This is a genomic window from Kutzneria sp. 744, from assembly GCF_000568255.1.
In the GTDB taxonomy this organism is placed as follows: Bacteria; Actinomycetota; Actinomycetes; order Mycobacteriales; family Pseudonocardiaceae; genus Kutzneria.
On record NZ_KK037166.1, the window covers coordinates 6791874 to 6804354 of the forward strand.

Here is a 12481-nt window from a genome sequence, read left to right on the forward strand (position 1 = left end):
CCGACAACCTCACCGTGCAGGAGAACGTCGTGCTGGGCGCGGAGGCGCTGCACGGCATCGGCGGCCGGGCGCGGGCCCGCATCCAGGAGCTGGCCGGGCAGACCGGCCTGCGCGTGGACCCGGGCGTGCTCGTGGAGCAGCTGGGCGTGGCCGACCGGCAGCGGGTGGAGATCCTCAAGGTCCTCTACCGCGGCGCCAGGATCATCATCCTGGACGAGCCGACGGCCGTGCTGGTCCCGCAGGAGGTCGACGAGCTCTTCGACACCCTGCGCGGCATGCGTGAGCAGGGCTTCACCTTCCTGTTCATCTCGCACAAGCTGGACGAGGTGCGCGCGATCGCCGACAGCATCACGGTGATCCGCCGCGGCACCACCGTCGGCACCGTCGACCCGAAGTCCGTGACGTCACGGCAGCTGGCCGAGATGATGGTCGGCTCGGAGCTGCCCAGCCCGGAGACCCGAGAGTCCACGGTCACCGACCGGGCCGTGCTCACGGTCGCCGGCCTCCAGCTGCGGGACAGCGGCGGCCGGGCCATCCTCGACGAGATCGACCTGGCCGTGCACGCGGGGGAGATCCTCGGCATCGCCGGCGTCGAGGGCAACGGCCAGACCGAGCTGGTCGAGGCCATCATGGGCATGCGCAGGACCGACAGCGGCTCGGTGCTGCTGGTCAACACCGACGGCGGCATCTCCGACCTGACCAAGGTCAACACGCTGCACCGGCGCGAGGCCGGCATCGGCTACATCCCCGAGGACCGCCACCGTCACGGCCTGCTGCTCACGCAGTCCCTGTGGTTCAACCGGATCCTCGGCTTCCAGACCCGACGCCCGGTGGTCAACGGGCGCTGGCTGGACGTGGAGGGGGCCCGCGCCGACACCCGGCGCATCGTCGAGCAGTTCGACGTCCGCACGCCCGGCATCGAGGTGCCGGCGGCGGCGCTGTCGGGCGGCAACCAGCAGAAGCTCATCGTCGGCCGCGAGCTGTCCGGCGACCCGGTGCTGCTGATCGCCTCGCATCCCACCCGCGGCGTGGACGTCGGCGCGCAGGCGCTGATCTGGGAGCAGATCAAGCAGGCCCGCGCGGCCGGCCTGGCCGTGCTGCTGGTGTCGGCCGACCTGGACGAGCTGATCGGCCTGTCCGACACGATCAAGGTGATGCTGCGCGGACGGCTGGTGGCGGACGCCGATCCGGCGACGGTCACGCCCGAGGAGCTGGGCAGTGCCATGACCGGCGCGACGACCGGTGGAGAGGAAGAGGTCTGATGCGCTCACTGCGTGGCAAGTTGCTGCCGCCGGTGGCGGCGATCGTGTTCTCGGCCCTGCTGTGCTCGGTGGCGCTGATCATCTCGGGCCGCAACCCGGCCTCGGCGCTGGTCGCGATGGTGGTGCAGGTCGGCCACGGCACCACCGCCGTCGACATCGTCAACAGCGCCAGCGTGTACTACCTGGTCGGCATCGCGGTGGCGATCGGGTTCAAGATGAACCTGTTCAACATCGGCGTCGAGGGCCAGTACCGGATCGGCGCGGTGTTCGCGGCCATCGTCGGCGGCGAGCTGAACCTGCCGCCGGTGCTCGGCCAGATCGTGATCATCGTGGTCGCCATGCTCGGCGGCGCGGTGTTCGCGGCGCTGCCGGCGATCCTCAAGGTCACCCGCGGCGTCAGCGAGGTGATCACCACGATCATGCTGAACGCCATCGCCGGCGGCATCATCGCCCTGCTGATCAAGCCGGGCGCGTTCGGCGTGCTGAGCAACAACAACATCGGCACGCCGACGATCCCGTCGTCCAACTGGATCCCGGGCATCCCGCTCGGTTCGGCCGGCACCGTCTTCGGCTTCGTGGTGATCGCGATCCTGGTCGGCATCGGCTACTGGGTGATGCTCAACCGCACCCGGTTCGGCTTCGAGCTCCAGGCCTCGGGCGAGTCGCCGACCGCGGCCACCGCGGGCGGCGTCGACGCCAAGCGCATGATCGTGATCGCGATGCTGCTGTCCGGCGCGATCGCCGGCCTCACCGCGCTGCCGGAGCTGCTCGGCCGCGACCACACGTACACCCTGATTTCCCCGCAGGGCTACGGATTCACCGGCATCGCGGTCGCGCTGCTCGGCCGCAACAACCCGGGCGGCATCGCCTTCGGCGCGGTGCTGTGGGCGTTCCTCGACCAGGCCGCGGTCTCGCTGGACGTCATCCAGGTGCCGCGCGAGATCGTCACCATCATGCAGGGCGCGATCGTGCTGTCCGTGGTTGTGTCCTACGAGGTGATCCGCCGGCTCGAACTGGCCGCCGAGCAACGCAGGGTCGGCAGCCAACTGGCCGCCGCGACCACCGGGAGCGCGTCGTGATCGACATGAATCCGCCGGCGTCGGTCACCCGTGCCGCCGCCCCGGTCAAGCGCCGGATTCCCGGCTGGGCCAACGGAGTCCTCTGGTCGCTGGCGGCCGTCGTGCTGCTCACGGCGACCGCGGACCTGACCGGCCTGCCCAACATCACCGCCACGTCGACCATCCAGGCCGGACTCCAGCTGGCGGTGCCGCTGCTGCTGGCTGGCCTCGGCGGTCTGTGGGCGGAACGGGCCGGTGTGGTCAACATCGGCCTTGAGGGCATGATGATCCTCGGCACCTGGGGCGCGGCCTGGGCCGGCTACCAGTGGGGGCCGTGGGCCGCCGTGCTGGGCGGCATCGTGTTCGGCGCGCTGGGCGGCCTGCTGCACGCGTTGGCCACCGTCACCTTCGGCGTCAACCACATCGTCTCCGGTGTGGCGATCAACCTGCTCGGCGCCGGTGTCGCCAAGTACCTGTCCACGCTGCTGTTCGCGCCGGTGTCGCACAACCCGCGGCAGTCGCCGAAGGTGCCGTCCTTCGACACGTACTCGGCGCAGCCGGTCGCGGACTGGTTGGCGGACCTGGAGAAGCAGCAGCGGTACGTCGTCTCCGACGTCGCCGGCATCCTGCACGGGGTGCTCAGCGGCGTGTCCCCGCTGACGATGATCACCATCCTGCTGGTGCCGATCAGCTTCGTCGTGTTGTGGCACACCAGGTTCGGCCTGCGGCTGCGGTCGTGCGGCGAGAACCCGGTGGCGGCCGAGTCGCTCGGCGTCAACGTGTACCTGCAGAAGTACATCGCCGTGGTGATCTCCGGCGGCTTCGCCGGCCTGGGCGGCGCGGCGCTGGTGCTGGCCCCCGGCCAGAACGGCTACCTGGAGAACCAGACCAACGGCCGCGGGTACATCGGTCTGGCCGCCATGATCTTCGGCAACTGGCGGCCCGGCGGCCTGCTCGGCGGCGCGGCCCTGTTCGGCTACGCCGACGGCCTCCAGACGCTGACCGACGGCAAGACGGTGCTGGGCCTGTTCTACGGCATCTCCCTGCTGATCTGGGTGATCGCGCTGGTGCAGCTGATCCGTCGCAAGTGGATAGTCGGGCTGATCTCGATCGTGGTCGGCGGCGCGCTGTACCTGCTGTACCTGTCGATCGACTCGCTGCCGCAGGAGCTGACCACCTACCTGCCGCACATCGTGACCATCGTGGTGTTGGCCATGTCGTCGCAACGACTGCGAATGCCCGCGGCCGACGGACTGATATATCGACGAGGACAGGGAAGTTAGTTGTCCACTGTGGACTGGGATGAGCTGCGGCGACAGGCCGTGGCCGCGGCGGCGTCGGCCTACTGCCCCTACTCGGGGTTGCGGGTCGGGGCCGCCGCCCTGTGTGACGACGGTCGTGTCGTGACCGGCTGCAACATCGAGAACGCCGCCTACGGCGTCGCTTTGTGCGCCGAGTGCACGATGGCCGGGCAGCTGCGGCTGACCGGCGGCGGCAGGTTCGTGGCGGTGGCCTGCCGCAGCGGCGAGGGCGAGCTGCTCATGCCGTGCGGACGTTGCCGTCAGATCATCTACGAGCTGGGTGGCCCCGACTGTCTGGTGGACACCCCGCGCGGTGTGCTGACGATGCGGGAAGTTCTGCCAGACGCGTTCGGACCAGAGGACCTGCCGTGAGTCACTTCAACGCTGTCGAGATCATTCGGGCCAAGCGGGACCGGCGGGTGCTGACCGGTCCGGAGATCGACTGGGTGATCGACGCCTACACCCACGGTGTGGTTGCCGACGAGCAGATGTCCGCGCTGGCCATGGCGATTCTGCTCAACGGCATGACGTCCGACGAGACCGCCCGGTGGACGCGGGCCATGGTCGAGTCGGGCGAGCGGCTGTCCCTGGACGTGGACCGGCCGACCGTGGACAAGCACTCCACCGGCGGCGTCGGCGACAAGATCACGCTGCCGCTGGCGCCCCTGGTGGCCGCCTGCGGCGCGGCCGTGCCACAGCTTTCCGGCCGCGGCCTCGGGCACACCGGCGGCACGCTGGACAAGCTGGAGTCCGTTCCCGGCTGGCGGGCCCAGCTGTCCACTGAGGACATTCGCGCCCAGCTCCGGTCCGTGGGCGCGGTGGTCTGCGCCGCAACGGAAGGACTCGCGCCGGCCGACCGCAAGCTGTATGCGCTGCGGGACGTCACCGGGACCGTCGAGTCGGTGCCGCTGATCGCCAGCTCCATCATGAGCAAGAAGATCGCCGAGGGCGCCGGCTCGCTCGTGCTGGACGTCAAGGTCGGCTCGGGCGCGTTCATGAAGAACCTGGCCGACGCCACGGAACTGGCCCGCGCGCTGGTGTCCATCGGCGTGGACCACGGCCTTCGCATCAGCGCCGTGCTGACCGACATGTCCGTGCCATTGGGTTATGCCGTCGGCAATGCCGTCGAGGTCGCCGAGTCGGTCGAGGTGCTCAAGGGCGGCGGCCCGGCCGACGTCGTGGCGCTGACCGTCGCGCTGGCTCAGGAGATGCTCTCGCTGGCCGGACTGTCCGATGTGGACCCGGCCGCGGTGCTGGCGTCCGGCAACGCCTACGAGACGTGGTGCCGGATGATCGCCGCGCAGGGCGGCGACCCGGACGCCCCGCTGCCCGTGGCCAAGCACGTCGAGGTGATCGAGGCGGCCGAGGACGGCGTGCTCACCGGCTTGGACGCCTACGCCGTCGGCGTCGCCGCCTGGCGTCTCGGGGCCGGCCGGGCCCGCAAGGAGGACCCGGTGCAGCACGCCGCCGGTGTGCTGTGCCTGGCCAAGCCCGGCGACACCGTCGAAAAGGGACAGCCGCTGCTGGAACTGCGCACCGACACCCCGGAGCTGCTCGACGCCGGCCGCGACGCCCTGGCCGACGGCATCGTCATCGGAGAGTCCGCCGAGGACCGCACCCCGCTGGTCATCGACACGATCCGCGGCTGACTTTGTCAGGAAGGGCCCCTTACTGACGTTGAACGTCAGTAAGGGGCCCTTCCTGACGTTCAACGAGAGGATCGGTCCCTCGATCTTGAGCGGGCTGCTAGCTGGTGCGCCAGTCGATGCGGCCGTCGGTGGTGGTCTCGGGGCGGCAGTGCCGCACCTTGGTCCGTTCCTCCAGCGCGGTGGCGATCTGCTCCAGCATCTCCGTGATGCTGCGCCATTCCGGCCTGTGCGCCTCGGCCCGCTCGTGGTCCCACTCCAGCACGCAGCCACGCAGCGGGCCCGCCCGCAGGTCGACCACGAGCGCGTCGCCGAGGCCGTCGAAGGCGAAGGGCACCCAGAGCGGGTGGTAGCTGATGCCGGCCGACCCCGCGTCGGGGCCGCACTCCGGCGTGTCCCAGGTGTCGGCCCACAGCTTGCGCTGCACGCGGAAGGAGTCCAGCGCGCCCTGCGGGCCGTGCGGTGTGTAGAACGGCGGGATGATCTCGGCGAACGCCGAGTTCCCGGTGCCGCCGCACACCGACCACCACTCGTGCAGGTCGTCGGGCAGCTCGACACCGATCTCCTGCTCGAGGATCACGACATCTTCCCGGTCCGCCATCGTGCGCAGCACCGACCCGGTCGACGGTGCGAAGAAGGACAGCCAGCGCACGATCCGACCCCACGCGTCGGCCACTGCCATCCGTTCATGATCGAGTAAGAACGGGGGCTCCGGTACCGCTCATCGGAGGACGATCGGGCGAATCCGGTCTCCGGCTGACGGCATCGGGCCCAACGGGTTAACCTGCCCGGACGCGTGCGAGGGAGGCTGCCGTGTCGGACACCGAGACGATGTGGGCGCCCCCGGACGACGGCCGCCCGCCGCGGCGCCCGGAGCGCGGGCCGATGATCGCTTTCCTTGTCGTGCTGGTCATCGCCCTGCTGGCCGCGGCCGTGATGGGCGGCTACCTGCTGGGCCTGCACACCGCGCAGTCCGAACTGGCCGCACAGCCGTCGTCCGTCGCGCCGACCACCACCTCCACGCCGCCGCCGACGACCACCGACACGACGACCACGACCGACACGACCACCGTCACCACCACGACGGCCATCGGCCCCGGCGCCATCCGCAACTCCACCCCGGGCGGCTCGCCGATCGTGCTCAACGTCGGCTACGGCGTGAATCTGGACAGCACCCAGCCCAACTGGGACGTGGTCCAGAACAGCGACCCGGTGTACTTCAACGACCTCCGCTTCGACAACCAGAACACCGTGTACGGCGCCGGCCGTGGCTTCGCGCCGGCCCAGCCCAACGCCGGCTACGCCGACTGCGTGGCGGCCACCGCGTACACGCCGCAGCTGGGCGTGGACCAGATCCTGGCCGGCGGCGCGTACTGCACGACCAGCGCCCAGGGCCGGTTCGCGCTGGTCGTGTTCCATCCGGCGGTCGGTGGGCAGCTCACCTTCGACCTCACCGTGTGGGAGAAGACCCCCTAGTCAACTGTGATGATCGAGCGACCACGTAGGCTCTGCCCCGTTCTCGCAGACAGCGTTGGCCGTGACCGGGAGGTCTCCAGATGGCTCAGGACATCGTCCCGATCGAGCTCGGGCTCCCCCAGGGTGACCTGATCACGTTGTGGGCGCCGCGCTGGCGCGAGGAAGGTGAGGAGTGGGAGGCGTTCCTCGGGCACGAGGAGGACCTCTACGCCTTCCCGGACGCCGCGCGCCTGGCCGCCTTCGTGCGCACCGTCACCGAGCACGACCTGACCGACCACCCCGCGTGGCACGTGCTGCCCGCGCTGTCGGCGGTCGAGCTCGTGCCCGACGAGAACCACCAGTTCGACCTGGTCGGCGTGCCCGAGCTGGTCTCGGAGGACCCGGACACCTGGACCATCGGCGAGCTGGCCGACGTGGTGTCGATCCTGCGGTCCCTCGCCGACGTGTGCGAGCTGGAGAAGGTCAACGAGGTGCTGGACTCGGTGGACGGCTTCGCGCTGCTGCCGCAGGGCACCTTCCCCTTCACCGGCCGCGACGGCGAGCGCCGCTGGACCGAGCTGGCCAAGGTCGTCGTCGAGCGCTGGGACGAGGTGCTGGACGCGATCGACGGCATCGTCACGGTGCCCGAGGTCGACGAGAAGGCCCTGGCCGAGGCCGAGCAGGAGCTGGCCGACGCCGAGGCCCAGCTGGCCGCCGAGACCGACGCCGACGAGGACGCCGAGCGCGCCCCCGACGACGAGCCCGAGGACCTGGGCTTCTGGGGCGAGGTCGGCATCGACCCCGTCAAGATCATCCTCGGCGACAACGAGTACTACACGCTGCGCTGCTACGTCGACGACGAGCCGGTCTTCCTCGGCCACTCCGGCGAGATCGACATCTTCACCTCGGCCAAGGCCCTGGGCCGCTTCCTGGTCAACACCGGCAACGAGCTGGCCGGCAACGACATCACCGAGGTCGCCACCTGGGACGAGGTCGCCACCAAGGCCACCGCCGGCGAGCTCGAGGTCGAGGTGCACGACGACAACGTCTACGTGTTCAACGGCATCGCCGAGGACATCGCCGAAGGCCCCGACTCGATGGACCCGGTCCAGCTGGACCTGGCCGTCGAGCTGCTCGAGGACGCCGCCGCCTGGGCCGGCGACGACTCCGTGGCCGAGGCACTGGCCCAGTCCGAGAGCCTGGGCTGGCTGGTCTCCTTCGTCGTCCGCCCCGACCCCACCCGGCTGGCCCCCAGCGCCCCCTTCAACGCCGAGGTCGAGGCCTGGAAGGCCCTTGTCGAGGGCCTGGACGATTTGCAACCCCCTCTAACCAAAGTGTCGATTAGGGTGGATTCATTATTCATCAGAGCCAGCTGTGATATTAGCACAAATGAGTAAAGGCTAGGGGAGCCCACACCCCGGAAGTTTTTCCCACTTTCTGGATTCTATCGCTGCCCAACAGGCGAACTGCCACCTTAAGCGTAAAGGAGTAACCTCGACACGATTAGAAACGTGGTAATGTATCCGGTGTTAGATCACCACTGACATCCGTAGGCAAATTTTTCTGTTTATATCAATTCCCTGCATCAGGGGGTTTTCGCCTCGGCGCGGAGGTTTTCGGCGGCCACGGGCGTCGCGATGATCGCCAGCAGCGGGAAGATCGCGCCGACGGCAAAGGCGGTGGCGTAGCCGAAGCCGCCGACCAGGGCCCCGAGCAGCGGGGGCGTCAGGGCGGCGGCCACGTTCTGGGCGGTGTTCTGCGCCCCGAGCGCACGGCCCGACCACGCGGTGCCGGCCAGCTCGGCAGTGGCCGTGAAGCCCAAACCGTTGTCCGCCACGGTGATCACGGCCCCGACGGCGATCACCGCCACCGCCAGCCACGGCGCGGCCCGGTCGCCCAGCGCCAGCAGCAGCATCACCACCGTGCTGGCCACCGCCAGCTGTCGCATCGGCCGCAGCCGGCTGCCGACCACGTCGGCCCAGCGCCCGGTGACGATGCGCCCGGCCGCGCCGGCCGCCTGCACCACGCCGAGGAACACCCCGGCCCCGCCCGGCGTCCAGTGCTGCACGCTGACCAGGTACTCCAGGCTGAAAGCCGAGATCACGAACTGCGGCACCACCAGCAGGCTGCTCGCGCCGTGCAGCCGCCACAGCGCAGACGACCCAAGATACGGCGACCTCGTCCGCTCCGACTCCTTGCGCGGCGGCCGTGGCGGATCCTGCACGAGCACGGCGACCAGCACCGCCAGCACGACGCAGAGGCCGGCCGGGAACAGCAGCGCCGCCCGATAACCGAAGGCCTGTCCCAAAAACGGCAGCGTCAGCGCCGCGATGCCGACCCCGACCGGCTGCGCCGTCTGCCGAATCCCCATGGCCAGGCCCCGCTCGCGTGGCCCGAACCAGCCCATCACCACCCGCCCGCTGGCGGCGTTCACCGACGCGCTGGCCGCGCCCGCCAACAGCAGCACCACTTCCAGCAGCGTGACGCTGTGCGTGCCGAGGCTGCCGGCGGCCAGCAGCACACCGGCCGCCCCCAACCCGAGCGCCATCACCACCCGCTCGCCGTAGCGGTCCGCCGCCGCGCCCCAGGCGATCAGCGTCAGCAGCAGCCCGACCGTCGGGGCCGACACCATCAGGCCCACCTGCGCCAGCGACAGCCCCTCCGCCGCCCGGATGTCCGGCACGAGGAACGGGAGGCCGTACAGAAACGTGCACGCCGCGGCCTGGGCCGCCAGCCCCAGGCTCAGGATCAGCCACCGGCGCGGGTTCTCGGCCACCGACCGCCTCCCAACATGTGGACACCACTGCCTACATGTTGGACGCTAGCCGTGATACTTCGGCTACGGCAACAAATTCCCGGATGCTGAAACTCAGGACAGCAACTCGGCGTAGCCGGGCTTGATCACCTCGTTGATCAGGGCCAGCCGCTCGTCGAAGCCGATGAAGGCCGACTTCATCGCGTTCACGGTGAACCACTGCAGATCGGTCCAGCCGTAGTCGAAGGCCTCGACCAGCGCGCCGAACTCGCTGGACATGGTGCAGCCGCTCATCAGGCGGTTGTCGGTGTTGACGGTGACCCGGAAGCGGAGGTCGGTCAGCAGGCCGATGGGGTGCTCGGCGATGGACTTGGCCGCGCCGGTCTGCACGTTGGAGGAGGGGCACATCTCCAGCGGGATGCGCTTGTCCCGGACGAAGCCGGCCAGCCGTCCGATGTGGACGGAGCCGTCGGCGTCGCGGGTGATGTCGTCGACGATGCGCACGCCGTGGCCGAGCCGGTCGGTGCCGCAGTGCTGGATGGCCTCCCAGATCGACGGCAGCCCGAACGCCTCGCCGGCGTGAATGGTGAAGTGGGCGTTCTGCTGGCGCAGGTACTCGAACGCGTCCAGGCCGCGGGTGGGCGGGAAGCCGGCCTCGGGCCCGGCGATGTCGAAGCCGACCACGCCGGCGTCGCGGTAGCGCACGGCCAGCTCGGCGATGCGCAGCCAGCCCTCGTTCTGCCGCATCGCGCACAGCAGGGTGCCGATCCGGATCTTGTTGCCGGTGTTGCGCTCGCCCAGTCGGAAGCCCTCCTGCACGGCCTCGACGACCTGCTCCAGCGACAGGCCGCTGGGCTCGAAGAGCTCGGGGGCGTAGCGCACCTCGGCGTAGACGACGCCGTCGGCGGCCAGGTCCTCGGCCGCCTCGGCGGCCACGCGGACCAGGGCCTGCTCGGACTGCATCACGCCGCAGGTGTGGGCGAAGGTCTCCAGATAGCGGACGAGCGAGCCGGAGTCGGCCGCGTCGCGGAACCAGGCGCCCAACGCGGCCGGGTCGGTGGTGGGCAGGTCCGTGTAGCCGATCGTGTCGGCCAGTTCGATCACGGTCTTCGGCCGCAACCCGCCGTCCAGGTGGTCGTGCAGGAGCACCTTGGGGGCGCGGCGGATCGCCTCGGGGGTCATCGGCGTAGGCATTGCGACACGGTACCTCCGAGCGGCCGCGTTCCTCGCTGTGGCGATCTTGGAGCGGTATGATCATGGACGGTGTTATCCGTGCCGGTGAATTCCACCCGCTCGTATGGCGAGCCCCGCCGACGAGTGGTATCTCGGCCACGGTGTGCCACCATGTCGGGGTATGGATCACTCATATAGGGGATCTTTGGTTTCAGTCAGCAACCGGATGAAGATCGACTAAGTCCCACACGGCTCTCGGCATGCTCCGAACGACGCAAAACAGAGCACAGCTGCGTCAAGATCCGTGGGGCCGGTTCGTGTCGCCGTGAGTAGCTGGCTAGAGTCGCTGAGTCTCCCCATCCCCATGGACGAAGGCGCCAGCCGTGAACGAGAACAACAACTCCACGATGTCCTTCGATCGGATGCGCAACATGCTCACGCGCGCCGCGGAGATCCGTGAGAGCGAACAGCAGCAGATCTTCGACGCGCTCGACGAGATCCACGCGCGGATGTCCCCGCTCGAGTCGCTGGGTTCCGTTCGCAAGCGCCTGTCGGAGCTGCCGGACCGCACCGAGGTCAGCGTGCTGGCCGAGCGCCTGGACGAGGCGCTGGCCAAGCTGGAGGCGCAGGACGGCGCCATCTCCGAGCTGGGCCGCGCGCTCGAGGGCGTCGTGGACAAGCTGGCCAAGCCCTTCGCGCAGCTGGACGGCCGTCTCGACGGCGTCGGCGGCCGCTTCGAGGGCGTCGCCGGCCGGATGGACGGCCTCGAGGACAAGCTGACCCACATCCACAAGCGCCTCGACGACGTCGACGGCCACCTGGACAAGCAGGACACCAAGGCCGAAGCGCTGCCCGGCGTGCTGCACGCGCCGATCCGCGAGCGCCTCGAGGCGCTGGAGACCGCGCTGCGCAGCCGCATCGACGAGGTCGACGAGGGCGTGCACGAGCACCTCGACGGCACCAAGGAAGCGCTGCAGCGCGCCGTCACCGAGTCCGGCGCCGCCACCGCCGCCAGCATCGGCGACTCCCGCACCTCGCTCGAGGGCAGCGTCGCCGACTCGCGCGCCGTCCTGGAGAGCAAGCTGGCCGACGTTCACGGCACCGTCAACGACCGGATCAGCGCGACGCACGACTCCGTGCACGCCAAGCTGGACGACCTCATGTCCCGCCCGGCCGTCGACCCCACCGACCGCCTCGACGCCCTGGCCCGCCGCCTGGAGCAGGTCTCCAGCCGTCTCGACGAGATCGACACCCGTGTCGACGCCGTCGGCACCGCCACCGGCGAGCGCATCGTCGACCTGGCCGGCACCGTCAACAGCGGCCTGCAGGACGTGCACGGCACCCTGTCCGCCCGCCCCGACGCCGACCGCCTGGTCTCCCTGGTCCGCGGGGCCAACGAGGAGTCCGAGCGCCGCAACGCCAGCCAGTTGGACGAGGCCATGGCCACCTTCGCCGAGCTCATCCTCGGCGGCGGCTCGCCCACCCCGCCCCCGCCGCCCACCGCGCTGCCCCGTCCGCAGCGTCGGGCCCGTGCCCCGAAGAACGCCATCGCCGGCAAGGGCGACAAGGTCGACATCGACGGCATCGACCTGGCCGCCGAAGGCGCCTGACCGCGTCCGATTGAGCAGCTCTGACGGCCGCCCGCGGGATTCCCGCGGGCGGCCGTTTTCTGTGTCAGGGGTTTTGCCACATGCGCTTCCCATTTGCGTCCTGGTGCCACATGGGAAGCGCATGTGAAGAAAAAGTGGTGCGGGGTGGGGTGGCTGTGGCAGACAAGGGGGAGGGGTGACGCCGCTCACCTCAGCGTCCTTCTTTCACGATCGTGAGTCGT

Annotated in this window: 11 protein-coding genes; 8 read left to right on the forward strand and 3 right to left on the reverse strand. The window is 69.9% G+C overall.

Annotation, left to right across the window (positions count from 1 at the left end; translation table 11 throughout):
* The 5 genes from KUTG_RS31045 to KUTG_RS31065 form a co-directional block, all read left to right on the forward strand.
* On the forward strand, positions 1 to 1262 hold a 1262-nt coding region (locus KUTG_RS31045; RefSeq protein ID WP_043721785.1), incomplete at its 5' end, for an ABC transporter ATP-binding protein.
* Positions 1262 to 2341 (forward strand): ABC transporter permease, encoded by a 1080-nt coding sequence (locus KUTG_RS31050; RefSeq protein ID WP_043721787.1) that lies wholly within the window; start codon positions 1262 to 1264, stop codon positions 2339 to 2341. The genes KUTG_RS31045 and KUTG_RS31050, both read left to right, overlap by 1 nt.
* 5 nt (positions 2342 to 2346) lie before the next feature.
* Entirely contained in the window at positions 2347 to 3603 is a 1257-nt protein-coding gene (locus KUTG_RS31055; protein WP_043731218.1) for an ABC transporter permease, read from the forward strand.
* Positions 3604 to 3993 (forward strand): cytidine deaminase, encoded by a 390-nt coding sequence (locus KUTG_RS31060; protein WP_043721789.1) that lies wholly within the window; start codon positions 3604 to 3606, stop codon positions 3991 to 3993. It abuts the gene before it with no gap.
* Positions 3990 to 5270: a thymidine phosphorylase gene (locus tag KUTG_RS31065; protein WP_043721790.1), complete on the forward strand. Its 1281-nt coding sequence runs from the start codon at positions 3990 to 3992 to the stop codon at positions 5268 to 5270. The genes KUTG_RS31060 and KUTG_RS31065 overlap by 4 nt, the downstream gene beginning before the upstream one ends.
* A 97-nt stretch (positions 5271 to 5367) precedes the next feature.
* Here KUTG_RS31065 and KUTG_RS31070 read toward each other — a convergent pair whose 3' ends face one another.
* Positions 5368 to 5949 carry an SMI1/KNR4 family protein gene (locus tag KUTG_RS31070; protein ID WP_043721792.1) on the reverse strand — a complete coding sequence of 194 codons (582 nt, stop codon included), beginning with the start codon at positions 5947 to 5949 and terminating at the stop codon, positions 5368 to 5370.
* A gap of 131 nt (positions 5950 to 6080) precedes the next feature.
* Here KUTG_RS31070 and KUTG_RS31075 point away from each other — a divergent pair, with 131 nt between their 5' ends.
* Positions 6081 to 6743, forward strand: coding sequence for a hypothetical protein (locus KUTG_RS31075; protein WP_043721795.1), 663 nt, complete (start codon positions 6081 to 6083; stop codon positions 6741 to 6743).
* Positions 6744 to 6823: 80 nt separating this feature from the next.
* On the forward strand, positions 6824 to 8119 hold the full coding sequence (locus KUTG_RS31080) for a primosomal protein (RefSeq protein WP_232241045.1): 1296 nt from the start codon (positions 6824 to 6826) through the stop codon (positions 8117 to 8119).
* A 188-nt stretch (positions 8120 to 8307) separates the two neighbouring features.
* On the opposite strand, the gene KUTG_RS31085 is transcribed toward KUTG_RS31080, so the two are convergent.
* Positions 8308 to 9498: an MFS transporter gene (locus KUTG_RS31085; RefSeq protein ID WP_043721796.1), complete on the reverse strand. Its 1191-nt coding sequence runs from the start codon at positions 9496 to 9498 to the stop codon at positions 8308 to 8310.
* 93 nt (positions 9499 to 9591) lie between these two features.
* Complete coding sequence (locus KUTG_RS31090) at positions 9592 to 10671, reverse strand: adenosine deaminase (RefSeq protein WP_043721799.1); 1080 nt, start codon at positions 10669 to 10671, stop codon at positions 9592 to 9594.
* Positions 10672 to 11033: 362 nt separating this feature from the next.
* Between KUTG_RS31090 and KUTG_RS31095 the strand changes: the two genes are divergently transcribed.
* Entirely contained in the window at positions 11034 to 12260 is a 1227-nt protein-coding gene (locus tag KUTG_RS31095; RefSeq protein ID WP_232241047.1) for a hypothetical protein, read from the forward strand.
* Positions 12261 to 12481: the final 221 nt, after the last annotated feature.